This is a genomic window from Ancylobacter polymorphus, assembly GCF_022836935.1.
In the GTDB taxonomy this organism is placed as follows: domain Bacteria; phylum Pseudomonadota; class Alphaproteobacteria; order Rhizobiales; family Xanthobacteraceae; genus Ancylobacter; species Ancylobacter polymorphus_A.
Genome location: NZ_CP083241.1, coordinates 171,888 through 197,268, shown reverse-complemented (window position 1 = coordinate 197,268; position 25,381 = coordinate 171,888). Strand labels below are relative to the sequence as shown.

Genomic DNA, 25,381 nt, shown 5'->3' with positions numbered 1-25,381 from the left:
GGAGGTGCGGCATGGTTCGGCACGGTGGGAAAATCGAGGCTCCCGAGACGGGGACGACCGCACCAGCTGACATGGAAAACCCGAAGGTGCGGCAGGTGCTGGAGGCCGCGCATGCGCTGTTTCTGGAACTTCCCTATGATGCCGTCAGCACGGACGCGATCGCCAAGGCCGCGCGGATCTCCAAGACGACCATGTATGTCTATTTCCCGAGCAAGGAGGCGCTGTTCTCGGCGCTTGTGCGGGACAATTGCCAGCAGACGGCGCAGTCCATCTGGAATTCAGCGACGGACACCCAAGATGTCGAGGAGGCGTTGAGGGCCATCGCCCAGAATTTCACGGCGATGTTCGCCACGACCGATGCGCTTGCCTTCTATCGGACCATCATCGCCCAGGTGCCGCGGTTCCCCGAACTCGGACGCATCTTCTATGAATCTGGACCCAAGGCGATCCTGGAGCGGGTCGAGTTCTTCCTGCGCGAGGCGAGCGCGAGGGGAGACCTGGCGGTGCCCGACCCGGCGCTTGCCGCCTCACAGTTCCTTCAGCTCATTTCCGTCGACATACCGCTGACGGGTCTGCTCGCCCTTGAGCCGCTGACAAACGACAGGGTGACGGCCACGATCGAAAGCGGCCTCGCACTGTTCTTGAAGGGCTACCGCCCGCCTTCGTCCTCCGAGCCGGGGCTTGGCGGCGGCCGATAGGCGGTCGCGCGTGGGAGCGGCCCAGCATCGTCAGGCGGGCGTGGCGAACAGGCCTCCACCCGCGCGGTTCAGCACCTCCATGCGCAGACCGTAGATCGCCTGCAACTGATCCGGCGTGACGATGTCGCCGGGCGCGCCGCGCGCGACGAGGCGCCCGCCGCTCAAGGCAAGAATCTCGTCGCAGAAGCGCGCTGCCATGTTGATGTCGTGCAGAACCGCGATCACGCTCAGTTTCTTCGCGTGCGAGAGGTCGCGCACCAGCGCCAGCACCTCGATCTGATGGGCGATGTCGAGCGCCGATGTCGGCTCGTCCAGCAGCAGGCATTCGGCATCCTGCGCCACCAGCATGGCGAGCCAGGCGCGCTGACGCTCGCCGCCGGACAGCGTGTCCACCAGTCGGTCGGCGAAGGAGCTGATGCCGGTCAGCGCGATTGCCTCGTCCACCTTGCTGCGGTCGGTGGCGGAAAAACGGCCGAGCGCGCCATGCCAGGGATAGCGGCCCAGAGCGACGAGCTCGCGGACCAGAAGCCCTCCGGTGGGCGGCGTCGCCTGCGGGAGATAGGCGAGCTTGCGGGCGAAGCTGCGATCCTTCCACGCGCCGAGCGGCTGCCCGTCGAAGCGGACTTCACCGGCCGAGGCCGGATGCTGACGCGCGAGAATCTTCAGCAGCGTCGACTTGCCCGATCCATTGTGCCCGATCAGGCCGATCAGCCCTCCCGCCGGGAGAGTAAGCGTCAGCGGCGCGAGCAGCACCCGCCCCGGCACGGCAAAGCTGACGCGGTCGAGGTCGAACAGCGGTGTCGCGCCGGAAGCGGCGGAGGTGAGCATGGATGTTGGGGTCAAGCGGTGTCCTTGGCTGGCGGCGGGCCTTCTCCGGCTCTCGCCTCCCCGCTTACGCTATTCCGTCGCACGAGGTCAAATGCGATGAAGTATAAGCCGCTCGCATTGCTCATCTGATATTATAATAAATCAAAACTAAGATTGTTGAATCAAGTCATCAGCATGAATAGGGTGCGCGTCTCTTCCCGCCCCGTGTCCTGCTCTCCGGTTCATGACGAGATGACTGCACAGCTTCTGGACGTAACACGGCTCTACGTCGCCGAGCAGGGGCGCCTGCGCGCCTATGTGCGCCGCATCCTGCGCAATCCGGCGAGCGCGGAGGACGTGGTGCAGCAGGCCTTCGTCAACCTGCTCGGGCGGCATCCGCAGGGAGAAGCGCCGAGCCCGGCCTATGTGATGCAGGCGGTGCGCAATCTCGCGCTCAACCATCTGCGCGACAGCCGCCGGCGCGCGGAGGTGGAAATGGCCGGCGAGCCGCTGGACGCGCTTGCCGATCCCGCGCCCTCGCCGGAAATGGCGGCGCTGCACCGCAGCGAACTCATGCATCTGCTCACCGCCCTCGCCGCGCTGCCGCCGCGCCGGCGCGAGGCCTTCGTGCTGTGCCGCATCGAGGGGCTGTCTTATGACGAGGTGGCCGCGCGCATGCAGGTCTCCCGCAACACGGTCATCACCCATATCGTCGCGGCCATGGCTGAACTCAGCCGGCGCCTGTAGGCTGCCCTGGCGGCGGGCTTCTGCCGCAACCCCCAATGCGCGTGAGCCTCGGCTTGACCGAACCCGTCGACATCGAAGCCCTTGAATGGTTCGTGCGCCTGCGCGAGGAGCCGGCGGACGCCGAGCAGCGCCGGGCTTTTGCCGCGTGGCTGGCCACCGATCCGGAACACGGCGCCGCCTTTGCCCGGGCGGAAGCCCTGTGGAATCGCTTTGACGCGGTCGAGCCGGAGTTCCGCCGGCTGCGCCGGGCCGGCCGGCTGGGGCGCCGCGACGTGCTGCTCGGAGGCCTGGCGGCGGCTCTCGCCGTGCCGGCCGGCTATGTCCTTTACAACCGGCAGCTCCTTTTCGCGACCTTCCGCACCGCTGCCGGTGAACGGGCCAGCTTCACGCTGGAGGACGGCAGCCGTGTGGAACTCGGCAGCGCTTCGGCGATGACGACGGATTTCTCGCCGGGTCTGCGCCGCATCCTCCTGTTGCAGGGCGAGGGCTTCTTCGAGGTCGCTCCCGACCCGGCGCGCCCCTTCGTCGTGGATGCAGCGCACGGGCGCACCCGTGCGCTGGGCACGGCCTTCGACGTGAAGGTGACTGACGAGACCGTCGCCGTCGCGGTCGTCGAGCACGCGGTCGATGTAGCGGTGCCGGACGCCCCTCCCCTCACTCTGCAAGCCGGCTGGCAGGTGAGCTATGGCCCGGCCGGCCTCGCCGCGCCGGTCGAGGTGGACACCGGCATCGTTCAGGCGTGGCGGCGCGATCGCATCGTGTTTGAGGATGTCCCGCTCGCCGATGTGCTGCGCGAACTGCAACGCTACCGGCGCGGGCGCATCCTCCTCATGGACACGGACATCGGCAACATGCCGGTGACGGCGGTGTTCGAGACCCGAAATGTCGACGCCGCTCTCGCCACCATTGCCGCGACGCTTCCGGTGCGGGTCGTCGACGGCCGTCTCATCGCTTTCGTCTATGGCCGGTAGCCGGAACGATTTTTTCGCCTTCGCGCTCATTTGTTTCCCCGTCCGGGGTGTCTGACCTTGTGAGGGCCGCAGACGGCGCCCTTCACGGACAGGACAGGGGTTGGTCAATGCACGCAGGCGGCATCGGGGAAAGGTCCGGCCGGAAGCCGGGACAACAGGTGCGCGCGCGGCGGGAGCGCAAATCGGCGCTGCTGATGTCCCTGATGATGACCGGCGCGTTCGTCGGCGCCCTGCTGCCGATGGGAGCCGCGCACGCGCAAGGCGCATCCGTTGCGGCCCGGACCCGTTTCGACATGCCGGCCCAGCCGCTGTCGCGGGCGTTGATCGCCTTCTCCAATGCCACGGGTCTGCAGCTGTTCTTCGACGCCGGCCTCGCGCGGGGTCGCAACGCGCCAGCCCTCGCCGGCAGTCTCACCTATGCCGAGGCGCTGGACCGGCTGCTGGCGGGCTCGGGGCTCACCTATCGGATCAGCGGCAACACGCTGACCATCTCCGGCCCGTCCACCGGCGCAGACGCATCGGCCGCCGACGGCTCGATCGAGCTCGGCACCATCGAGGTCGCGGGCGAGCAGAATCCGTTCGGCCCGGTCGACGGGTATCTTGCCACCACGACCTCGTCCGGCACCGGCATCGCCACGCCGATCATCGAGACGCCGCAGTCGATCAGCGTGGTGACGGCGGACCAGATCGCCGACCAGAATGCCACTTCGCTCACCGACACGCTGCTCTACACGCCCGGCGTGGTCGCCCAGTCCGGCGCCTTCAGCCGCATGGCCGACGATGTGATGATGCGCGGCTTCAATGTCGCCGACGGGTCGAGCGGCATGCTGCGCGACGGCATGCAGTACCAGTCCAATGTCTATGGCGGCGGCCAGGAGCCTTATGGGCTGGAGCGGGTCGAGGTGCTGCGCGGCCCGGCCTCCATCCTCTACGGCCAGATGTCGCCCGGCGGCGTCATCAACGCCATTTCCAAGCGGCCGACGGAGGAGACGCTGCGCGAGGTCAATCTCGAAGGCGGCACCTATGACTATAAGCAGATATCGGCGGATTTCGGCGGCAAGCTGACCGAGGACGGCACGCTCACCTACCGGCTCACCGGCCTTTACCGCGACGGCGAGAACTGGGTGAACAACACGCCCGACGACAAGGCCTATATCGCCCCGGCGATCACGTGGAGCCCGACCGACGACACCAGCCTGACGCTGCTGGCGAATTATCAGAGCGTCGATACCGGATTTGCCACCCCGCTGCTGTTCGAGGATGTCAGCGCCGGCAACATTCCACGCAGTGAATTTCTCGGCATCGATGGCTTCGATGGCTATGACAGCGACAGCTACTCGGCCGCTGCCCTGTTCGAGCACCGCTTCGACAATGGCCTGACCTTCCGCAGCAATAACCGCTACTACAATGCCGATGTCGACTGGAGCTACATGACCGGCAATCTCGCGCCGCTCTGGGCGACCGGCGGGCTGCTGGCGCGGATCGCGCAGACGCGGATGGACAGCTCCTATGGCGTGACCTCGGCCAATTCGCTGGAAGCGAAGTTCGAGGCGCTGGGCGCCGAGCACACGGCGCTGGTCGGCTTCGATTACTATCTGCGCTCCTACGATTCCCATCGCTACCGCGGCGGCTCCTACAGCTTCCTCGATCTCGATACCGGCGTTTCCTATGGCGGCGCCAACATCAACTATGCGATCGACCGCGGCTCCGACACGCTGGCCAACCAGTATGGCGTGTTCGTGCAGGACCAGATCAAGTTCGGCGAGCACTGGGTGCTGCTGCTCGGCGGGCGGCAGGACTGGACCAACAGCACCACCACCAGCTACCAGACCGGCAAGGTCACGGATCAGGAAGACGCCGCCTTCACCGGACGCGCCGGCCTCGTCTATCTCTTCGACAACGGGCTCGCGCCCTATGCGAGCGTCAGCCAGTCGTTCCAGCCGCAGGCCGGTCTCAACTACGCCACCGGCGCGCCGCTCGATCCGAGCAAGGGCCTGCAATATGAGGCGGGCCTGCGCTATGAGCCGCTGGGGCAGAACCTGCTGTTCACCGCCGCCGTCTACGACATCACCCAGACCAATGTCGTGACCTATGACGCGCTGGGCTATTCCTACCAGCAGGGCGAGGTGCGCTCGCGCGGCTTTGAATTCGAGGCGCGCGGCACGATCGGACGGCTGGAGCTGATCGCCGCCTACAGCTACACCGACGCCACCATCATCGAGAGCGCTTACACCGAGGATATCGGCCAGCAGGTGGCGCTAGTGCCGCGCAACGCCGCCTCGCTCTGGGTCACCTATACGCTGGACGAGATCGGGCTGCGGGGCGTGAAGATCGGGGCGGGCATCCGCTATATCGGCACCACCAATCTCACCGACAGCGTCTATGAGGTGCCGGCCTATACGCTGGTCGACGCCATGGCCAGCATCGATCTCGGCGTCTACAACCCGAAGCTCGAGGGCGCGACGCTGAAGGTGAACGCCCGCAACGTGTTCAACGAGCAGTACTATACCTGCGTCTCCATTGACGGATGCCGCTATGGCGAGCCGGCGACGGTCATCGGCACGCTGAGCTATAAATGGTGAGAGATACGGTGGGCGGCGGCCTCGACCGGCGCCGGCTTCTGGCCGGGGCGTTTGCTCTGCCGCTGCTGCTCGCCGGACGAGGCGCCGCCGCCGGCGAAGCCTTGGGCGTGGTCAGCATGGACCTGCTGATCACGGAACTCATGCTGACGCTCGGTGTCGCACCGCTGGCAACCCCCAATGTCGCGCTCTATCGGCGGCTGGTGGCCGATCCGTTGCTGCCGGAGGAAGTGCGCGACCTCGGGCCGCTCGCGCAGCCGAATCTCGATTATCTGCGCCGGCTGGCGCCCCGGCGCATTCTGCTGGCCGATTGGCAGGCGGCGGGGTTGGAGAACCTCGCGGCCATCGCGCCGCTCGTGCCGTTGCCGGTGCTGGCCGGCCGGGAGGCCGCCATTGCGCATGGCGAGGATCTTCTGCGCCTCGTCGCCACGCTGCTGGGCGAACCGTCACGGGCGGATGCGCCCATTGAAGAATGCGAGACCACGCTTGTGCACGCGGCTGCGGCGCTGCGCGGGTTCGTCCGGCCCGTCTATGTCTGCCGGTTCAACCGCGACGGGCGCAATCTCTCGCTGTTCGGCGGTCGCGGCATGGTGGGGGACACACTGGCGCGCCTCGGCCTCGCCAATGCCTATGACGGCCGCGTCAATGGCTTCGGCGTCACCAACGCGCCACTTCTGCGCCTCGCCGAGCGACCCGAAGCGGTGATCGTGCATTTCGATCGCGGGGCCGAGACCGAGGCGGCGCTGGCCCGGCTGGGGCGGAGCCCGGTCTGGAGAGCCTTGCCCGCCGTGAGGGAGGGCCGGCTCGTCCGCATCCCGGTGGTCTATCCCAATGGCGGACCACGCTCGGTCACCCGCCTGGCGCGCGCGCTCGCCGCAACGCTTCCGGTCCTGCGCGATGTCTGAAGCCGCCCGCCGCGAGGAGGGTGTCGGCGCGCCCCGCTTCGGCTGGCCCCGCCTGCCCGGTCTGCCGCTCATCGCGGCGCTGCTCGGTCTTGGCGTGGCGCTGGCCGGATTCAACCTCGCCCGCATCGGCGTCACCCACTGGTCGCTCCGGCTGTTCGCTCCTGATGGGACGGATCTTGCCGAAGTGCGGGTCTTTTACGGCTTGCTGCCGCGCGTGGCGGCCGCGCTGCTCGCCGGCTGGCTGCTCGGCACCAGCGCGGTCCTGCTGCGCCAGAGCCTGCGCAACCCACTGGCGGAAGCCGGCACGCTCGGCCTGTTCGCCGCGGCGCGTGCCAGCGTCGCCGGGACGCTGATCTGGCTGCCCGGGCTCGCCGCCGGCTTCTTCCTGCCGGCTCTCGCCGGCGCCGGCCTGGCGGCGGGCCTCGTTCTGCTGCTGTCGCTCCGCTCCGGTCTCGACCCGCTGCGGCTGATCCTCAACGGGCTGGTGCTGGGGCTGTGCCTCGATGCCTTCACCAGCCTCCTGATCCTGGTGCATTTCGAGGAGATCGGCGAACTCTTGATCTGGCAGTCGGGTTCGCTGGTGCAGGACAATTGGTCGGGGGTGCGGCTCTTGGCGCTGGCGGTCCTCGCCACGGGCGCCGGGGCGCTGCTCATCCGCCGCCCGCTCGCCCTGCTCGAACTTGGCGACGAGGGAATGCGCGCTCTCGGCCTGGCGCCAGCGCGGCTGCGGCTGGTCGCGCTGGTCCTGGCGCTCGTGCCGGCGGCACTGGTCTGCGCCGAGTTCGGCATTCTCGGCTTTGTCGGCCTCGCCGGTGCGGCACTGGCCGATCTCTCCGGCGCCCGGCGCGCAAGCCTGTCGCTCGTGGCGGCACCGCTGCTCTCGGCGGGGCTGCTGCTGGTGACCGATCAAACCGTGCTGCTTGTCTCCGGCGTGATCGACATCCCGACCGGTATCGTGACGGCGCTTCTGGGCGCGCCCTTGCTGCTCATCCTGCTCGGCCGTCTTCCGCCGGCGCCGCCGCGCGCGCGCGCTGCCACTGCCGTCGCCCGGCGCCGGGCGGGGCCGGTCCTGGTGCTCGCGGCTCTCGCGCTGCTGCTCGCGGTTGCTGCCGGCGTGTCGCTGGGGCGCCTGCCGGAAGGCTGGTTCCTCGCCACCGGGGGCGACCTTGCCGACGTGCTGCCCTGGCGCTGGCCGCGCCTTGCGGCCGCGGGCGCGGCGGGTGCCATGCTCGCGCTGGCCGGCTGCCTGATGCAGCGGCTCACCGGCAATGCGCTGGCGAGCCCTGAACTCACCGGGGTCTCCGCAGGCGCGGCACTGGTGCTGATCCCGGCGGTGCTGCTGCTGCCGCCACTTAGCCGGTCCGAGGCCATGGTGCTCGCCAGCTTCGGCGCCCTTGCCATGCTGGGGCTGAGCCTGCGCCTCGCCGGGCGTTCCGGTTTCGCGCCGGAGCAATTGCTGCTGACCGGGGTGGCGGTCAGCGCTTTTGCCGCCTCGATCCTCTCGGTGGCGGTGCTGGTCGGCGACCCCCGACTGGTGCAGCTGCTCGGCTGGCTGTCCGGCTCCACCTATGCCGTGCGCCCGGCAGATGCCGGCGTGGCCCTTGCCGTCCTCGCCGCAACCCTGCTCACACTGCCCTTGGTTCGACGCTGGCTCGCGCTGCTGCCGCTCGGGCGCGCGACGGCGGCCTCGGTCGGTGTCGGCGTCACGCGGGCACGGCTGGCGCTGATTGTGCTCACCGCGGTGCTCACGGCCACGGCGACACTGATCGTCGGGCCGATCAGTTTTGTCGGTCTACTGGCGCCGCATATCGTCCGCCGCGCCGGCCTCGCCACGCCGCTTGCGGAGATCGCCGGCGCCATGCTCGCCGGTGCGATCCTGCTCATGCTGGCGGATCTGCTCGCCCGGACCATCGCTTTCCCCTGGGACGCACCCGCCGGGCTGGTGGTGACGGTTATCGGCGCGCTGGGTTATGCCGTGCTGATGGGGCGGCGATGATCGAGCCGCTGGCCCCTCTGTTCCCCGGCGCGCTAGAGGAGTTCGGCGACGCGCTCATCGTCTATGACGGTCGGGCGGCGCTCGAACCGCTCGACGCGCTTCTGCGGAGCGACCGCCTCGCCGCCGAGCTTGCCCGCTTCGGCGAGCGCTATGAGCAGCCGGAGCCGCGCGCGGTCGCCTCGCAATGGTCGAAGCTGTATTTCTCCCGTCTTCTGGTGCCGGCCACGGCGGCGGCGATCGCCGCCGATTGGCACCTGCCACTTGCCCCTCGCGGGATGCGGGTCGCGCTGGACGCTCAAGGCGGCGTCGCCACCTTCGCGCTGCCGCATGCGGGGACGGCCTCAGCGCCCGGCGACACGGAGGAACGCTTCGGGTTCCTTGTCACCGAGCATTTGCCGCCGGTCATCGACAGCCTCGCCCGGGCGAGCGGACTGACGCGGCGCGTGATCTGGAGCAATGCCGGCAACCTGTTCGAGAGGGTCATCGGCCATTGCGCGCAGTTGCTGGGGGAAGCTCACCCCGGGGTGCAACAGGGGCGGGAGTTGCTGGCGCGTCGGCGCTTCGCCAATGGTGCCGCCAACCCGCTCGCCGAACCGGTGCGCTACCTCGCCGACGGCACGCGCCAGCGCCGCGTGTGCTGCCTGCGCTACCTGATCCCTACCCTCCCCTATTGCGGAACCTGTCCGCTTGATCGGGATCCGATGGTCAGAAACGATAGTTGAGGCCGATCTTGAGCATCTGCAGGTCCGCCTCGTTGGAGGCCTCGCGGCCATTCACCGTCTCGGAGCTGCCGGTGAAGTTTTGGGTGATGATGACCGTTTTGCCCCCAGGGCATGGCGGGGTCGAGTTGTTGGCCCGGCAGACCGTGCGCACCGAATAGCTTTTGCCGACGCCGGCCCGGGCGCCGGGGAACAGGAAGCTCTCGCTGCCGAAGCCGGTGAACAGATAGTCCATCTTCAACGACCAGCGGTCGGAGAGCGCGTATTCGGCGCCGCCGCCCACGGCGAAGCCGGTGCGGGTCGCACCGGTCGCCTCGGTGAAATAGAGCGTCGTGGTGTGGCCGTTCGGCACGCTCGCCCCTGACGTGGTGGCGATGTATTGCGAGCGCTGCTCGCTCTCGCGCAGGAAGGCGACGCCGCCGGTGCCATACACGAACAGCCGGTCGTTGAGGGCATAGCCGGCCTTGGCGCGGATGGTGGAGAGCCAGTCGAACGCATAATCCGTCTTGGCCTGCCACATCTCGTTGTCGATGAGGATCTGCGCCTCGGTGGCGATCGCTGCATGCGTGGTCTTGTGGGCGAGCCAGCTGAAATCCGCCTCGACGCCGAGCACGATCCCATTGCGGAACTGGTAATTGTAGCCGATCTGGCCACCGCCCAGCATGCCGTCGAGCGTCTCGTTCGCCGATTCCGTCGCCGCAATGGCGTTGGCACTACCATCCGCCAGCGTCGTCGTGCCGTCGATGGACGCGAAGCCATAGCCGACGGAGGCGCCGGCATAGAGCCCGGTCCACGCCTCGCTGTTCAGCCGCAGGCCGAGCGGCAACGGGGCCAGCGGTTCGCCGCTGCCGAAGCGCCCAGTCAGGGTCGCGGTGATGGTGCGGCCGGGGGCGGGCATGTCGGTGTTGTTCAGCGCGTCGACATAATAGGCGTCGAGAATGTTCAGCGCGCTGACATCCAGCGTCAGGTTCTCGTTCAGCTTCCACTGCACGAAGGCATCGACGACCGTGTAGGGCTCCCACAGCTTGGTGACGACGAAATAGGAGCCGTCATCCACCACGGGGGCGAGGCGCTCGCCCATATAGGTGACGCGGCCGCCAATGGTCACGCGGTCGTCGAACAGCCGCGCGCCGGCGGTGAAGGACGCGGTGAACTGCGGGGGCACCTGATTGGTCAGGTAATCGGCCGGCAGAGTGTAGTCGAGGCAGGTGCCGTCATCGAGGCAAGCTTCGTAGTCGGTGTAGTAGTTGAAGCCGAATTCGGTGAAGATCGGCCCGGCATCGTAGCGGCCGGAAATTTCGAAGCCCTTGAAGCGCACATAATCATAATTGAACAGGCTCATCGTACCGGTGAAGGTGCGGCCGATATAGTTGTTCGTGGTATTGTCGAAATAGGCGAGCTTCAGCCGGGCCTTGTCGCCCTCCATGAAGAGATTGTCGCGCAGGAAGTTGGTGCCCACTTCCCAATTGCTCGCCTGTTCGGCGTCGAGATCGCTGGTGAACACCTGGTCGGCGCGGGTCTGGCTGGTCTCGCGCACGCTGGGCGGGCGGATGCCGCTCTGGTACTGGCCATAGATCTGCCAGCCCTCAAGTGGCGTCACGGTGATGCTGGCGCTCGGGCTGAAGCCATCGCCGGAATAGCCGCTGAAGGGTTCGTCGGTCGCGTAATAGGTCGTGCCGGTGAAGTTGGTGTCATAGGCGAGGTATTCCACCCCCGCCGCCAAGGCGAGCCACGGGGTCGGCTCCCAGTTCACGCGGGCGAACAGCGCGCCGATGGTGCGGTCGCCATCGGCCGGAATCGCCCACCACGTCGCATCGGCCCAGGTGTCGACGGATACGGGCTCTGCGTCCTCATAGGTGAATGAGCCGCCCAGGGTGAGATCGAGCGGCGTGTCCTTCAGCATGAAATGCGAGGTGTTGCTGGCGTTGACGCCGACATTCTTCGATTGCTGCTGCAGTTCCGGCGTGGTGCCGAGAACGGCGAAGACATTGTTTTCATCGGTGTTGGAGAGGTAGGCATTGATCTTGAGGTCGACGAGGTCGTTGTTGGCGGGCTCATAATGATAGCGCGCCGTCAGCTGGTTGATGGCGACCGAGCTGAGCGGGATCTGGAAGGTCACATTGGTTCCGGCATTGATCGCGGAAGGCGAAATCTCGCCGAACTCGTTGCCGTAATAGAGATAGCCGATCTGCAGTTCCTGCTCGTCGGTGGGGCGGAAAGTGGCTTTCAGCAGCGCCGAGGTCACGTCTTCCGAGGTGTTGTAGACAAGCTGGCCATGGCCGTAATTCGACAGCGGCACCTCGTTTCCGAGATAGTCGGTGGTGGTGAGGGAGCCCTGCGTGCCGGCAAAGTAATTGCCGGTCTTGCGCCGCACCACCGCGCCGATCACGTCGACATTCTCCTCCCGCACCGCGAGGGCGAAGCTGCCATTGGTGATGGCCGCGCCGTCGCCGCCGCCGAACACCGCCGCCGTTTCGCCGACAACCGGCGCGACCGAATTGGTGGCGAGCCCGCCGCGCACACGCACGCCCCAACGCTCGCCGGCCTGAAGAATGTCCTCGACGTCCAGCGTCTGCATGGCGATGGTGCCGCCGATCGCCCCGGCGACCGCGCCGTCCGGGCCCTTGGTGACGGTGATGCCCGAAATGAGATCCGGGTCGACATAAGTGCGGCTGTCGATGCCGGAATAGCCGCGATAGGAGGAGGTCGATTGCTGGGAGCCGTCAATCGTAGTGGCGACGCGGTTCTGGCCCTGCAGGCCGCGAATGTTCGGGTCGATCGAGGCGCCGTTATTGCCGCCGCCGGAAATGACACCCGGCGTGCCCTGGAACAACGCGCCGGCGGTCTGCGGCGGGAAGCGCTCGATCTCTTCGGCTGAGATGTAGTTGGTGGAGCCCGGGGTCTCGAACGGCGTGTCCGCCGCCGCGCGGGCGCCGGAGACGTCGATGGCGTCAAGGGCGATCGCGCCGTCGGCGGCACTGTCCACGCCGCCGCCCGAGACCGGCGCCGAGATCGTCACGCGGGCCGGGCCCGTGAAGGCATAGATCAGCCCGCTTCCGGCCAGCAGCCGCGCCAGCGCGTCTTCCGGCGAGAAGCTGCCGCGCAGCGCCGGCGAGGTCCGCCCGGAGGTGAGCGAGGCGGGATAGGCGAACTGGATGCCGGTCTGGCGGGCGAAGGCGGTCAGCGCCGCGCCGAGCGGCTGGGCCGGTATGTCGAAGCTGCGCTGGACCGCGCCCGCCGGCTGCGCCTGCGCCGCGCCGAGATGCAGCGGCATCAGCATCGTCGATGCCGTCAGGCATGCCCACAAAACACCCTTTCGTCCCCTGAAGCCCGCCATTCGTCCTGTCTCCGCTCGCGTGACGAGGCCCCTGCCCTGCCGGGTCTTCCGGTTCCTCGCTGGCTAAGACGGGAGGCGGCGGGGAAATCCTCAGCGCTCTCAGAAGAAAAATCGCGCTCACGCCGCCGAGACGATGGTGAGGAACGCCGAAAGCGGGATCACCCGGACCGGGAGCCCCTGCGCCAGAGCGGCAAGCGACGCCTCGGGGGTGCGCAGGTCGAGCACGGCATTGACGCGCAGCGTGTCGAGGCCGGCGCCGCGGGCAATGATCCAGCCGGAATGGTAGGGACGCAGCGCCGCGATGATGTCCGAGAGCGAACGGTCCTGCGCGATGTAAAAACCCGAGCGCCAGGCGAGAGTGATATCGGCCGGCTGCAACGTGACCGGCCCGAGGCGCCCATCCGCACCGACGCGCAGGCGCTCGCCCGCCTTCAGCGTGCGTTCGTCCGCTCCTGTCACGCGCACCGCATGTTCGACGACACTCACCGCCACCGAGCCGTCGCCGCGATTGGCGTCGACATCGAAGGCGGTGCCTAGCGCCTGCAGCCGGCTCTCCCCCGCCACCACCTCGAACGGCCGCGAGGAATCGGCCGCCACGTCGAAAAACGCCTGCCCTTCGAGCAGCCGCACCTCGCGCCGTTCGGCGGTGAAATCGAGCGCGAGCGCCGTGCGGGCGTTCAACGTGACTTGAGAGCGGTCGGCCAGTGTGACCGTCCGCACGTCACCGGTTCCGGTGGCGATGTCGGCACGCGGCCCCAGCCGTCCCGCGAGCCACGCCCCGCCGGCGCCGGCGAGGCCGAGCCCGGCGGCTCCCGCCAGCAGGTCGCGTCGCGACAGGCCGTCGCCGGCGCGCCGGCCCGGGCCCGGGCGGATGAGGCCGCTGCGGGCATCCTGGTGCAGAAGCGACGCATCGCCCCAGAGCTGCTCCGCCTCCCGTGCCGCCGCCTCGTGGTCGGGGCTCAGTTGCCGCCACGCCGTGAAGGCGGCAAGAACCGCCGGCTGCGTCTCGCCGGAATGCAGGCGCACGATGAAAGCCAGCGCCTCGTCCGACAGGGCACGGGGCGGGTAGGACGGGCGATGGGGCGGCGACATTACCAAGGGCGTCTCGCAACAGAATGGGACAAAGGCACACCCCTATAGACGCCTGTCACGCGCGAAATCCTCAATGGCCTTTCCTCACTCCTCGTCGCGCATGAGGTCCCGGCAATGGATGAGCGCACGCAGGATGTGCTTCTCCACCATGCTGACGGAGACGCCGAGATGCGCGGCGATCTCGCGATGGCCACGGCCTTCCAGCTTGTTCATCACGAAAGCCCTCTGGCAGGCCGGCGGCAGTTCGTTCAGCAGCACAGCGAGCCGGACGATGCGGCGCCGGTGGTGCAGGTCGCCCTCGCAATCGCCGCGGGCGGCCAGCGCGTCGATTTCCTCAATGTCGACCCGGTGAAGCCATTCGGCGTGGCGCCGGGCAGTGAAGTCGATGGCGGCGGTGCGGGTCGCGGCAAACGCATAGGTCTTGGGATGCTCGATCGCCACCGCCTGCGCGGAGCGGCCGGCGAGCCGCAGATAGGCATTCTGCACCACTTCCTCGCCGCCGTCGCGATCCCCCACCAGCCGGGCGGCGAACCGCACGAGGTCGCGGTGATGGCGCCGGTAAAGCTCTCCGAGCCAATGGTTGAGCGCCCTAGGCATGGTCCCCTCCTCCGGCGCGGGCGTGGGCGCATGCCGTCCAGAGCCGATGGTTGATCACGCAAGGAGCCAAGGCGGTTACCGGTGGAAGGCGAACGCCGCTGATGGGCTGCGCGCCGCGTTGTAAAGGAAAAGCAGTGCTAGCCTTAGCTCAACCGAATTGTGATGCAAGATCAATGATTTCTAACGATTACAGATAAAATCTGCTGCGTTTCGGCCACGAGTTGGCGCGGTTGAAGGCTGGGGTTCATTCGCGTTCGCGGAGGGAATCGGGCGTGACCGGTCGGACGGCGCGTTGAGGCCGGTGAATGCTCTACCGGAAGGCAATTGGGGGTGACAAAGCGAGCGGGCGTGACTGACAATTTTGGCCCGCCCTAGCCGGCCGAAAGCGTCCTGTCGCGGAATGCATCTTGGTCAAGGTATTGACAACACGCCAAGTTCTTCAATGTCAGCAGGCCGGTGCCACTGGCGCTTTCGTGCTGGTAAGGTCTCGTTAACCACTAAACGCTTGCGTCGAATCGGTTCATGCTTATCGTCACGGAAAACATGCCGTATTGGCAGTTTATCCGTGATGAAAGTTTTCGACGTGAACGCCGCTGATCCCGCGCGAAAAATTATAGCTGGTGTGGACGAGACGATCGGCTCACAGGCCGAATTGTTGAGTTCGCAGCTGCAGGCGATGAGCGAGGCCTTGTTCCCGCCCTCGTCGAAGAAGGTTCTCCGCCGCTTCACGTCCGGCGAAGCGGCGCGGTTGATCGGCATTTCGGATTCGACCTTGCGGAAAATGACGCTTGCGGGAGAAGGCCCCCTGCCGGAGACGGCCGCCAATGGCCGGCGTCTGTATACGCTGGGACAGCTCAATGAGATCCGACGTCTTCTGGCAGGGTCGGCTCGCGGCAGGGAAAGCGTCGAGTTCGTGCCGCATCGTCGCGCGGGCGAACATCTTCAGGTTCTGGCGGTCACCAATTTCAAGGGCGGATCGGGCAAGACCACGACTTCCGCTCACCTGGCGCAGTACCTCGCACTGCAGGGATACCGCGTGCTCGCGGTCGATCTCGACCCGCAAGCTAGCCTCTCCGCCCTGCTTGGCGTGATGCCGGAAACCGACGTCCTTGCGAACGAAACGCTCTACGCCGCCATTCGGTATGACGGTGCCCGTCGGCCGCTGGCCGAGGTGATCCGGCCCACCTATTTTGACGGCCTCGATCTCATCCCCGGCAATCTCGAACTGATGGAGTTCGAGCACACGACGCCGAAGGCGCTGGCCGCCACGGACAGGTCGCGAGGGGATCTCTTCTTTACCCGCGTGGCTGCGGCCTTTGACGAGGTGGCGGATCGCTACGACGTTATTGTCATCGACTGCCCACCTCAGTTGGGATTCCTCACCCTGAGCGGCCTGTGCGCGGCGACCGCGATGATCGTTACCGTGCATCCGCAAATGCTGGACATTGCCTCGATGAGCCAGTTTCTGCTCATGACGCGGGACTTGCTCGGCGTGGTTCGCGAGGCGGGCGGAGAGTTGAAATATGATTTCCTCCGCTACCTGTTCACGCGCTTCGAGCCGCAGGACGCCCCGCAGACCAAGGTGGCAGCCCTGCTGCGCAACCTGTTCGACGATTATGTCCTGACCAACCCGATGGTGAAGTCCGCTGCCATCTCCGATGCCGGCCTGACCAAGCAGACGCTCTATGAGATCGGGCGGGAGAATCTCACGCGGTCGACCTATGACCGAGCGATGGAAGCCCTGGACGCTGTGAACGCCGAGATCGAAGGGCTGATCAAGGCCGCGTGGGGGCGGGCGTGATGAACAGGGATCGCGGTATGGCGCCCTGCTCCTCCCCTCCCCGGCCGACCGTGTTGGGAGCTCCCAACACGGCGAGGCAAGCCTACGCGACCCTCTCACATGGGCGCGCGATCCGCGGTGACATCGCGGCCGCGTTGGGAGCTCCCAACAGCACGCCGAGGCTCGACCCTGTCGTGCGGCGCCTCATTCAGGAGGGATGGCGATGAGTCGGAAGGACGCGATCAATTCGCTGTTCCTGAAGAAGCCGGACGCTGCCGCCCCCTCCCCTGCGCGGGCACCGGAGCGCGTTCGCACCGGCGCCGTCGCGGCAATGGGCGCATCGCTCCAGGAGCTGTCCGAAACCGCGAGAGCCAGCGAACGGCTGAAGCAGCAGTTGGCCACAAGCGATGTCGTGGTATCGCTTGAGCCGAGCCAGATCGACGGCTCGACAATCGCCGACCGGATTTCGATCGAGATCGATCCCGGCTTCGAGCAACTGGTCGCGAGCATCGAGGCGAACGGACAGCAGGTGCCCATTCTCGTGCGGCCGCACCCTGATGCGGCCGGGCGCTTTCAGATCGCCTATGGCCGACGCCGGCTGCGAGCCGCCGAGCGGCTCGGCCGTTCGGTGAAGGCGATCATCAAGTCGCTGAGCGACGCCGAGCTGGTGGTGGCGCAAGGGCGCGAGAATCTCGACCGACAAGACCTGTCGTTTATCGAGAAAGCGCTGTTCGCCAAGCGGCTGGAGGATGCCGGCCATGACCGGCAGACCATCATCGCCGCCCTTTCCACCGACAAGGCCGATCTTAGCCGTTACATCGCCGTTGCGCGCCGTATTCCGGAAGCGCTTGTCCGGCGTATCGGCCCGGCCCCCAAATCGGGACGAGCACGATGGCTCGGCCTCGCCGAGAAGCTGGACAACCCGAAACTTCTCCAGAGCGTGGAAGCGATGCTGGACGACCCGGCCCTGCGGGCCATGGACAGCGACCGGCGCTTTCAGGCGCTCTGGCAGAGGCTGGCCGACAAGCCCCGGCTGCCTGCGCGGAGCGATGTCTGGACGACGCCGCAGGGCCGCCGGGCAGGGTATGTCGAGCGTGGAGGCGGGCGCACGGCGCTGGTCTTCAACGAGAAGGCCGTGCCGGATTTCGCCGACTTCGTTGCCTCCCAGCTCGACAGGCTGTTTGAGGAATTCTCGGACGCGAACAAGGGAGATGAGATGACGAATTGACCGGCTGAGCCGGGGCCCATGCCCCAATGCTACACCCGGCAAAAAGAAAAAGGCCCCCGAAACAGAGTTCCGGAAGCCCTTCTCAACGTGTGACAGCCTGAGAATCGCACTTCCTGGAATCACCGTCAAGCCTCATGCGAGGCCTCAGCGCCGTTTCGGCGAGCGTTTTTCTTTTGCCCAGATCAAGGTGAAGGAAAATGCAGACGCATATCACGACGACCCCCTTCGGGCGGCGGTCGCTGTCGCTTGCCCATGTGGCGAGCCAGGCCGTGGCGAAGGCCCGCCCCTTGGACAAGGCGGTGCATAAATGGAACGTGTTCCGGGCGATCTGCACCGCGAAGGCGCGCATCGGTGTGTCCGAGCGGGCGCTGGCGGTGCTTGACGCGCTGCTGTCGTTTCACCCGGAGACCGCGCTGACCGGCGAGGACCTCATCGTCTTCCCGTCCAACCAGCAATTGTCGCTGCGGGCGCATGGCATGGCGCCGGCGACGCTGCGCCGGCATCTCGCGGTGCTGGTGGATGCGGGGCTGATCGTCCGGCGCGACAGCCCCAACGGCAAACGCTACGCCCGCAAGGACCGCGCCGGCGAAATCGAGCGGGCCTTCGGCTTCGACCTGTCGCCGCTGGTGGCGCGGGCCGAGGAGTTCGAAGCCTGGGCCGAGGAAGTGAAGGCGGAAGAGCGAGCGCTCAAGCTGGTGCGCGAGCGCATCACCCTGTGCCGGCGGGACATCGCCAAGATGATCGCCACCGGCCTTGAGGAAGGCGTTCCCACGCAGCTGTGCGGGCAGGGCCCCGCCGACTGGATGGAGATCCATGGGCTCTACCGGGCCATTGTCGAGCGGATTCCGCGCAATGCTGACCGCCCGACGCTGGAGCGTGTTGCGGAAGACCTCGCGATTCTGGCCGACGAGATCCTCATCTTGCTGGAAGCGCAGGCAAAAACCTCATTTTCAAGCGCCAATGAGTCTCAAACTGAGCGCCACAAACAGAATTCAAATCCAAAGTCTCCTATTGATCTTGAACCTCGCTTTCGAGAAAGCAGGGGGGCGGGGACCGAACTGAAGACGGAACCGCCGCGTCCGCCAGAGGGGGCCTATCCTCTTGGCATGATCCTCGATGCCTGCCCCGATATCATCGACTATGCCCGGGGCGGCATTTCCAACTGGCGGGACTTCATGGCGACCGTCGCCGTGGTCCGGCCGATGCTCGGGATCAGCCCCAGCGCCTGGGAGGAGGCGCAATCCGCCATGGGCGAGGTGCAGGCCGCCGTGGTCGTCGCCGCCATTCTTCAGCGCGGCACGGCGATCAACAGTGCCGGCGGCTATATCCGCGACCTGACGCGAAAGGCGCAAGCCGGCACCTTCTCCATCGGGCCGATGCTCATGGCGCTGATCGGCAAACGGAAAGGGGAGAAGAAACGGGCATGAGGGCGAGAGGCGTGGCTTGAAGAACCCAGGGCGTGTAATACTTATCTCGTAAGTGTCCTTACCAGGAGAGGGGCGATGAGCACGACTGTGACGTCCAAGGGCCAGGTGACGATCCCGAAGCCCGTGCGCGACCTGCTCGGCATTGTGGCGGGGAGCCGGGTGGATTTTCGGCGCGCACCAGATGGCACTGTGGTGTTGACTCGGGCGGATGAAAAGCGCGCGCCCAGTCGGTTTGCCAAGCTGCGCGGGCATGCCGGCGCAGGGCTGACGACGGATGCGATCATGGCGCTGACGCGCGGTGACACGTGACGCTGATCGACACCAATGTCCTGCTCGATCTGGTCACCGACGACCCGGTTTGGGCGCAATGGTCGATCGACCAGTTGGAGGCGGCGTCCCTGCGTGGTCCGTTGCTCGTCAACGATGTCGTCTATGCCGAGCTTTCGGTCCGCTATGAGCGGATCGAGGATATCGAGGCGGTTTTTGAGCGAAGCGGGGATAGCCGTTGCGCCTATGCCGCGCGCGGCGCTGTTTCTGGCCGGCAAGGTCTTTGCCTCTTACCGCAAGGCGGGGGGACGCGCACAGGCGTGCTGCCGGATTTCTTCATCGGCGCTCATGCGGCGGTGAACGAACTGCCTTTGCTCACGCGGGACCGTGGCCGCTATGCGCGCTATTTTCCCTCGCTGTCGCTGATCTCCCCGGAAGCGGAGGATTAGATTGGGGGAGGGTGCTCTTCCGCTATAGCCCCGCCGCCTTTGTGAGATTCACCCGGAACCGGTCGCGCCGGCGCTGATAGCGGCGGGTCATTTCGGCGGAGGCGTGGCCGAGTTGGCGTTGCACATAGCGCTCGTCGACTTCGGCCGAGGAGGCAAGGCCGGCGCGCAGCGAATGACCGGAGAATTTGATCTCCCGCTCGCCCTCGGAAAGGTCGCCGCGCACACCGGCGGCGAGCGCGGCGCGCTTGACCAGCCGGGCGACCTCGCGGTCGTTGAGCCTCTCAGTGCCGACATCCGTGCCGCGACCGGTCACGCGCCGGAACAGCGGACCATGGCCGATCCGCGCCAGTTTCAGCCAGGTCTGCAGCGCGCTGACTGGGCAGGTGGCGTCCGATGAGCCGCGGCCGATCTCCACTTCGCGCCAGCCGGTCTTGCCGCGCAGCGTGACCACCATCCCCTTGTCGAGGATCTCGATCCAGCCGCGCCCGTCCGCCGTCTGTTCGCGCCCGCAGTCCAGCCCGACAATTTCTGAGCGGCGCAGGCCGCCGGCGAAACCGATCAGCAGCATGGCCCGGTCGCGCAGGCCGCGCAGCGATCCGCGCTCCAGCGTCTCCAGCATGGCGCGCAAGTCTTCCGGCAGCACGGCTTCCTTCTGCCGGGGCGGGGCAGCATGGGTGTTGCGAATGCCGGCGAGCACGGTAGCGATGTGCCGGTCCTTGCGATCCAGCGGCGTGCCGCGCTGGGCGTAGTTCCAGCCGAGGGCGGACAGCCGCCGCTCGATGGTGGCGACGGAATTCGCCTTGCCGCCGGGGATGGCCGCACCGGAGGCGCAGGCGGTGATGTAAAGCCCGACCAGTTGAGGGGAGGGGGGCAGCGGTTCGAGTCCCTGCCGCCGGCACCAGGAGCAAAAATGCACCCAGTCGCTGGCATAGGCACGGCGCGTATTCGCCGAACTCGCCGCCTCGACATAGCCGCGCGCGCGGTCCGTGAGACGTTCGAGATGAGCGGGCAGGGCAGCGGAGAGGGCTTCGGCAATTGCTCGTGCCGAGTCCGGTCCGGCGTGCAGATCCTCGCTGCGGGGAGGCTCGGGCATCGTTTCCTCGCTTATCGCACCGCCTCGATGTCGGTTTGGGCGAAGTCGGCACCCTTGAACAGCAGCGGTTCGCCGGAGAGCACGGCCAGGGCGTATGAAAAGCAGTCGCCATAGTTCAGGCCGGCCGGATGCCGGCCCTTACCGTAGCGTCGCCAGGCGCGGCGCGCCTGGTCGGCATGATCGTCCGTCACCGACACGATCTCGACCTCGGCCTTGTGCAGCCATAAATCGAGCTCGGCGCCGCCGGTATCGCCATAGCGGGCCTCAATGACCATTGCGGCCTCGACAAGGGTTGCGGCCGACATCAGCCGCACCGAATCCTCGGCGATCCGCTCGCGATAAAGGGCGGCATCCGGCTCGTTGAAAAAAATCGCGATGATGGCGGAGGTGTCGATCACCATCAGTTGGGCACGCCGTTCTCGTCGTAGCCAATCATCTCCTCCGGACTGCGATCGTCGAGAACGGGAAGCGCACTCAAGCGCCGCTGCATTGCTTCCATGTCCTCGAGGAGAGCGGCCCTGCGCGCGCCCGTTCCGGTTCGCTTGAGACGTTCCTCAATCGCGCGGCGTGTCGCCACGGTAAGGCTCTCGCCAGTGCGTGCGGCCAAGGCGCGGGCCAGTCTCTCGGTTTCAGGGTCCTTTATGCTCAGCGCCATTTTTATGGTTCCAGGTTCTATTTTGTCAATATTCTACCTGAGCGTCGATTTGGGGCAACCTGTCGATGCCCGCAGAACGCGATTTTCATGGCTTCGGGCCCGGCCGATGGCCGCCGGCCGGCCCAAAAGGGTCAAAACCGCCCTGTCGCACTGCTCTTTTCCCCGGATTCCATTTGATTGATTTTTAACATGTTCGGCTCACCCTAATTCGGTGGATTCAGCCTTGTTCGTTGGAATCTTAGCCTTGATCGCTGGATCAAGGCGAGTGCGGAGGTCGACACGTGCCGTGCGACCAGGACAAGCTCGCGATCGATGATAGCCGGTGGCAGGTCGCGGTCGCCCGAGAGGCGGTCATCCGGCCACTGATCAACGCCGGGCAATTGTCGCCGATCGATGTCGCGACGGCGTGCCGTATCCTCGGATTACGCCGAAGCCGGCTGTACGCGCTGATCGAGCAGTACCGCAGCGCGCCGGTGACGAGTTCGCTGGCCGCGGCGCGACCTGGTCCAAAGAAAGGAGCCCGGCGCCTCGCCGTCGAGGTCGAGGCGGCCATCGAGGAGGCGATCCGCGACAAGTATCTCACCCGGCAAAAAGCGTCCGTCAGCACGCTTCATGACCACATCCGGCATCTTTGTCGTGAACGCGGGCTGGACATTCCGTCCTGGAAAGCCGTTCGAGCCCGTGTCGAGCAGATCGACCGCTTCAAGCTTGTCCGCCAGCGTGAAGGCAACAAGGCCGCCAGAGATCGGCTCAGACCGGTTCCGGAGGAATACCGTGCCGATCACGCACTCCAGATCGTCCAGATCGATCACACGCGCGTCGATCTCTTCGTGGTGGACACGATCTACCGCCTGCCGATCCAGCGGCCATGGCTGACGCTCGCGATCGACGTAGCAAGCCGCATCGTGGTGGGCTTTTATCTGAGCCTCGAGGCGCCGTCGTCGGCATCGGTCGCCCTGGCCATACATCATGCGGTGATGCCAAAGGCGGAGTGGCTCCTGGCGCGCGGCATCGAGCTCGATTGGCCTGTGTCGGGCCTGCCGGACATCATCCACGTCGACAATGCGCGCGAATTCCGCGCCCGGGCGCTGGCCCGTGGAGCTGCCGAGTACGGCATCTCGCTGCTCCACCGGCCTGTGGCGACCCCGCACTATGGCGGCCACATCGAGCGGCTGATCGGCACCATGATGGGAGCGGTCCATATGCTCCCCGGTACTACGTTCAGCTCCATTTCAGAGCGCGGCGACTACGATCCCGAGCGTCACGCGGTCATGACGATCGAGGAGCTCGAGCGCTGGCTGACGCTCGAAATCGTCGGCCGCTACCACAACGAGGTCCACAGCAGCCTGCAGATGCCTCCGAATGCCGCCTGGCGGGAGGCTCTCGATCGTCGCCGCGCGCCGTTCCGGCACCCGCATGATGATCAACAGTTCTTCTACGACTTCCTGCCGTTCGAGGAGCGCAGCATCCGTCGGGATGGCGTGCACATCTTCGGCCTGCGCTACTGGGATGACGTTCTGAGCCCTTGGGCAGGTCGGCTCGATCGACAGCTGCGGGTCAAGTATGATCCCCGTGACCTGTCCTGCGTGTTCGTCGAGGGTCCCGACGGCGCCCATTGGCCGATCCGGTATGCGGACCTGCGCCGGCCGCGTATCACGCTCGGCGAGCACCGGCTGGCCCAGGCGGCCTTGCGGCAGCGCGGTGTGCGGCTCACCGACGAGCAACTCATCTTCGACACGGTCGAGGCCCAGCGCGAGCTGCTGGAGACCTCGGCATCGATCACGAAATCCGCACGTCGTCAGGTCGCGCGGCGGGCGAGATCGCTCAACGCCGCAGATCAGGGCGCCGCGGCGGAGGTCGTCGCGCCCGGCACCAAGGACGAACCGGAGACTTTGCCCGTTCTGGCGGTCGAGGAATGGTCATGACCGACTACGCCCACCTCCTGCCGGCCTATCGCCACCAGGCCGCTCTGGCGGATGCGGAGCGGATCGCCTGGATCCGAGCGGATCGGTGGCTTGACCTCGATCAGGCACGGGCCGCGCTCAGCCGCCTCGAGGACCTTTTAGTCTATCCGCCCCGCGATCGCATGCCGTGCCTGCTGCTCTATGGCGACACCGGCATGGGCAAGACCAAGATCATCCGCAAGTTCCTGCGCGACCATCCCGCCTGTTTCGACCAGGGCACGGGCGTGACCACCATGCCGGTCGTCGCCATGCAGATGCCGGCCGAGCCGATCGAACGGGACATCTACAGTGAGCTGCTCACGGCGCTCGGGGCGCCCGGGCCTGCGGACGGGGCGACCCACCGGCAGAAGGAAGTCTGCCGCCGGCTGCTGCGCAGCATGGGCGCCCGCATGCTGATCATCGATGAGATCCACGCCATGCTCGCCGGCAGCTTCCGGCAACAGCGGGTCTTTCTGAACGCCATCCGGTTTCTGGCCAACGATCTCAGGATTCCTCTGGTTTGCGCGGGGACGGACCTCGCGCGCCAGGCGCTGTTGACCGATCCGCAGCTGGCAGAGCGGTTCGAAGCCCTCCACCTGCGGCACTGGAAGAATAACGCCCGCCTCGCGCAGTTGCTGGCGAGCCTGGCGACGATCCTGCCGCTGCGCCGGCCCTCGAACCTGGCGGCGCCGGCGATCCGTACCCGCGTGCTCGACCTCACCGATGGCGTCACGGTGCGGATCTTCCGCCTGATCGAGACGGTTGCGGTCGAGGCGATCCGCTCCGGCGCCGAATGTATCACCATGGACAGTTTCCAGACCGAGGAACTGGTGCTGCCGCTCGTCACGATGACGCGCAAGGTCGAGGCGCGCCTTCAGCCGCGGGCCGGCCGATGACAGTGCGGCGCGAGCTCCCCCTCGCGCCGAGGCCGGAAGACGATGAGCTGCTATCATCCTGGCAAGGTCGCGTCGCGTGCCGCTATGACCTCATCCACGACGACCTTTCGAGGTGGCTTGGCGTCCTCCGGGACGACCGCTGTGTCAGGTTCACCGAGCGGGACTTCGCGCCCTCGGCCGAGATGGTGCAGGCTTGGGCGGCGGCGTGCCGGCTTTCGGAAAAGCGCATGCGGGCCCTCGCGCTCTCCTCGCGGTCACGGTCGCGCAGCTGGTATGTCTGGGGGGAGGGGAGAGTGGCCGGCGCTTTCCGGCGGCCGGTCTGTTTGGCCTGTCTTGATGACGATGCCGCCGCCGGCCGTGACCATCATATCCGCCGGACGTGGGCCTTGGTCGAGACCGTGGTCTGCAGCCGCCATCATCGCGTTCTCGACGAAGCGTGTCCTCACTGTCTCGACAGCTCCGGTTTTCGGTTCGTTGTTCATGAGGCGGCGGCCCGGCTCGCCTGTATCCGATGCGGCAGGATCGCCCGAACGATGCCCCAGGAGCGGCGCGGCGGTTCCGCGGACCTCTTTGCCGCCGTATCGACGCTGGTGGCGGCAGGGATCGAAGATCAGTCTGCGGTTCGGGATCGGATGCTCCATGTCGCCCGGTTACTGTGGAAGCCGCCGCGCCCCCGCACCGGGCGTCGCACACCGTTCGTGGCAGATGTCGTGCCGGATCTTCGTCTGACTCCGACGGCACAGGCAGGGGTCGATCCCGGCGAGCCGCTGGCAACGGCGCCGATCGGCTGGCGCATGGTGACGCTGCTGGGCGTCGCGGCGCTGCTGGACCTCGGCAACTCCTCGATGAGGGGGCGCCTGGCCCTCACACTGGACCAGTTGGTGGCCTGGACCGAGGAGCCGCGCCCGCGGCCCAAGGAGCGACCCGTGCCGATGGCTTCCTCGTGCGCGAAAACCCCAGGCCGATCGGATGCGGACTATCTGGCGCTCGCCCGGTCCATCCTGGCCAGTGAGGAATGGCGTGCTGTTCAGGGACAGGATCCGCGCACGCAGCGGCGAATTCTCAACACCCTGTCCAACAAGGCTCTGGCCCGGCGGCCTGAGGCCGATGCCCCGGCTCCGTCGGCAGTGCGGTTGGCAGCAAAGCGTGGCGCCGCCCAAGGACCGGCGCACAGCGACACCAGGGCAGCATAGGT

General features: G+C 66.8%; 22 protein-coding genes. 15 read left to right on the top strand and 7 right to left on the bottom strand.

The genetic code is table 11. The features are described 5' to 3' along the window. Window positions 1–86 precede the first annotated feature (86 nt). Window positions 87–698, top strand: coding sequence for a TetR/AcrR family transcriptional regulator (locus K9D25_RS23255; protein ID WP_244451188.1), 612 nt, complete (start codon window positions 87–89; stop codon window positions 696–698). 30 nt (window positions 699–728) lie between these two features. On the opposite strand, the gene K9D25_RS23250 is transcribed toward K9D25_RS23255, so the two are convergent. Then, the gene (locus K9D25_RS23250) at window positions 729–1,526 is read right to left on the bottom strand and encodes an ATP-binding cassette domain-containing protein (RefSeq protein ID WP_244451320.1); all 798 of its coding nucleotides are present in this window, start codon (window positions 1,524–1,526) and stop codon (window positions 729–731) included. 231 nt (window positions 1,527–1,757) lie between these two features. Between K9D25_RS23250 and K9D25_RS23245 the strand changes: the two genes are divergently transcribed. From K9D25_RS23245 to fhuF, 6 genes are all read left to right on the top strand, one after another. Continuing rightward, window positions 1,758–2,252 carry an RNA polymerase sigma factor gene (locus tag K9D25_RS23245; protein WP_244451187.1) on the top strand — a complete coding sequence of 165 codons (495 nt, stop codon included), beginning with the start codon at window positions 1,758–1,760 and terminating at the stop codon, window positions 2,250–2,252. A gap of 53 nt (window positions 2,253–2,305) precedes the next feature. Continuing rightward, a complete protein-coding gene (locus K9D25_RS23240; RefSeq protein WP_244451186.1) occupies window positions 2,306–3,223 on the top strand; it encodes a FecR family protein in 918 nt (305 codons plus the stop codon). A 194-nt stretch (window positions 3,224–3,417) separates the two neighbouring features. Beyond that, window positions 3,418–5,805 (top strand): TonB-dependent siderophore receptor, encoded by a 2,388-nt coding sequence (locus K9D25_RS23235; RefSeq protein WP_244451185.1) that lies wholly within the window; start codon window positions 3,418–3,420, stop codon window positions 5,803–5,805. After that, window positions 5,799–6,707, top strand: coding sequence for an ABC transporter substrate-binding protein (locus K9D25_RS23230; RefSeq protein WP_244451184.1), 909 nt, complete (start codon window positions 5,799–5,801; stop codon window positions 6,705–6,707). The genes K9D25_RS23235 and K9D25_RS23230 overlap by 7 nt, the downstream gene beginning before the upstream one ends. Then, window positions 6,700–8,703, top strand: a complete 2,004-nt coding sequence (fhuB, locus tag K9D25_RS23225; RefSeq protein WP_244451183.1) for a Fe(3+)-hydroxamate ABC transporter permease FhuB — start codon at window positions 6,700–6,702, stop codon at window positions 8,701–8,703. Before K9D25_RS23230 ends, fhuB begins: the two co-directional genes overlap by 8 nt. Then, complete coding sequence (fhuF, locus tag K9D25_RS23220; protein ID WP_244451182.1) at window positions 8,700–9,425, top strand: siderophore-iron reductase FhuF; 726 nt, start codon at window positions 8,700–8,702, stop codon at window positions 9,423–9,425. Before fhuB ends, fhuF begins: the two co-directional genes overlap by 4 nt. On the opposite strand, the gene K9D25_RS23215 is transcribed toward fhuF, so the two are convergent. The 3 genes from K9D25_RS23215 to K9D25_RS23205 form a co-directional block, all read right to left on the bottom strand. After that, a complete protein-coding gene (locus K9D25_RS23215) occupies window positions 9,409–12,702 on the bottom strand; it encodes a TonB-dependent receptor domain-containing protein (protein WP_244451181.1) in 3,294 nt (1,097 codons plus the stop codon). The genes fhuF and K9D25_RS23215 overlap by 17 nt on opposite strands. 174 nt (window positions 12,703–12,876) lie before the next feature. After that, on the bottom strand, window positions 12,877–13,851 hold the full coding sequence (locus K9D25_RS23210; RefSeq protein ID WP_244451180.1) for a FecR family protein: 975 nt from the start codon (window positions 13,849–13,851) through the stop codon (window positions 12,877–12,879). A gap of 84 nt (window positions 13,852–13,935) precedes the next feature. Continuing rightward, complete coding sequence (locus K9D25_RS23205) at window positions 13,936–14,448, bottom strand: sigma-70 family RNA polymerase sigma factor (protein WP_244451179.1); 513 nt, start codon at window positions 14,446–14,448, stop codon at window positions 13,936–13,938. A gap of 568 nt (window positions 14,449–15,016) precedes the next feature. Here K9D25_RS23205 and repA point away from each other — a divergent pair. The 5 genes from repA (at window position 15,017) to K9D25_RS23180 (ending at window position 19,599) form a co-directional block, all read left to right on the top strand. Next, window positions 15,017–16,249: a plasmid partitioning protein RepA gene (gene repA, locus K9D25_RS23200; protein ID WP_244451178.1), complete on the top strand. Its 1,233-nt coding sequence runs from the start codon at window positions 15,017–15,019 to the stop codon at window positions 16,247–16,249. Between the two features lie 202 nt (window positions 16,250–16,451). Continuing rightward, complete coding sequence (repB, locus tag K9D25_RS23195; RefSeq protein WP_244451177.1) at window positions 16,452–17,456, top strand: plasmid partitioning protein RepB; 1,005 nt, start codon at window positions 16,452–16,454, stop codon at window positions 17,454–17,456. Window positions 17,457–17,653: 197 nt separating this feature from the next. Beyond that, on the top strand, window positions 17,654–18,883 hold the full coding sequence (gene repC / locus K9D25_RS23190; protein ID WP_244451176.1) for a plasmid replication protein RepC: 1,230 nt from the start codon (window positions 17,654–17,656) through the stop codon (window positions 18,881–18,883). A gap of 75 nt (window positions 18,884–18,958) precedes the next feature. Continuing rightward, entirely contained in the window at window positions 18,959–19,192 is a 234-nt protein-coding gene (locus K9D25_RS23185; protein ID WP_244451175.1) for an AbrB/MazE/SpoVT family DNA-binding domain-containing protein, read from the top strand. Then, on the top strand, window positions 19,189–19,599 hold the full coding sequence (locus K9D25_RS23180) for a type II toxin-antitoxin system VapC family toxin (RefSeq protein WP_347881485.1): 411 nt from the start codon (window positions 19,189–19,191) through the stop codon (window positions 19,597–19,599). The genes K9D25_RS23185 and K9D25_RS23180 overlap by 4 nt, the downstream gene beginning before the upstream one ends. A gap of 22 nt (window positions 19,600–19,621) precedes the next feature. Here K9D25_RS23180 and K9D25_RS23175 read toward each other — a convergent pair whose 3' ends face one another. From K9D25_RS23175 to K9D25_RS23165, 3 genes are read right to left on the bottom strand one after another with little or no spacing between them, the layout of a single operon-like run. Next, window positions 19,622–20,692 carry a site-specific integrase gene (locus K9D25_RS23175; RefSeq protein WP_244451174.1) on the bottom strand — a complete coding sequence of 357 codons (1,071 nt, stop codon included), beginning with the start codon at window positions 20,690–20,692 and terminating at the stop codon, window positions 19,622–19,624. An 11-nt stretch (window positions 20,693–20,703) separates the two neighbouring features. Next, window positions 20,704–21,093, bottom strand: coding sequence for a type II toxin-antitoxin system VapC family toxin (locus tag K9D25_RS23170; RefSeq protein WP_244451173.1), 390 nt, complete (start codon window positions 21,091–21,093; stop codon window positions 20,704–20,706). Continuing rightward, window positions 21,093–21,347: a type II toxin-antitoxin system VapB family antitoxin gene (locus K9D25_RS23165; RefSeq protein WP_244451172.1), complete on the bottom strand. Its 255-nt coding sequence runs from the start codon at window positions 21,345–21,347 to the stop codon at window positions 21,093–21,095. The genes K9D25_RS23170 and K9D25_RS23165 overlap by 1 nt, the downstream gene beginning before the upstream one ends. 281 nt (window positions 21,348–21,628) lie before the next feature. On the opposite strand from K9D25_RS23165, the gene K9D25_RS23160 reads away from it, so the two are divergent. The 3 genes from K9D25_RS23160 to K9D25_RS23150 are packed head-to-tail and all read left to right on the top strand — an operon-like array spanning window position 21,629 to window position 25,379. Further along, window positions 21,629–23,272, top strand: a complete 1,644-nt coding sequence (locus tag K9D25_RS23160; protein WP_244451105.1) for a Mu transposase C-terminal domain-containing protein — start codon at window positions 21,629–21,631, stop codon at window positions 23,270–23,272. Continuing rightward, window positions 23,269–24,186 carry a TniB family NTP-binding protein gene (locus tag K9D25_RS23155; protein ID WP_432207966.1) on the top strand — a complete coding sequence of 306 codons (918 nt, stop codon included), beginning with the start codon at window positions 23,269–23,271 and terminating at the stop codon, window positions 24,184–24,186. The genes K9D25_RS23160 and K9D25_RS23155 overlap by 4 nt, the downstream gene beginning before the upstream one ends. Next, on the top strand, window positions 24,084–25,379 hold the full coding sequence (locus tag K9D25_RS23150) for a TniQ family protein (protein WP_347881482.1): 1,296 nt from the start codon (window positions 24,084–24,086) through the stop codon (window positions 25,377–25,379). Before K9D25_RS23155 ends, K9D25_RS23150 begins: the two co-directional genes overlap by 103 nt. The last annotated feature ends 2 nt before the right edge of the window (window positions 25,380–25,381 follow it).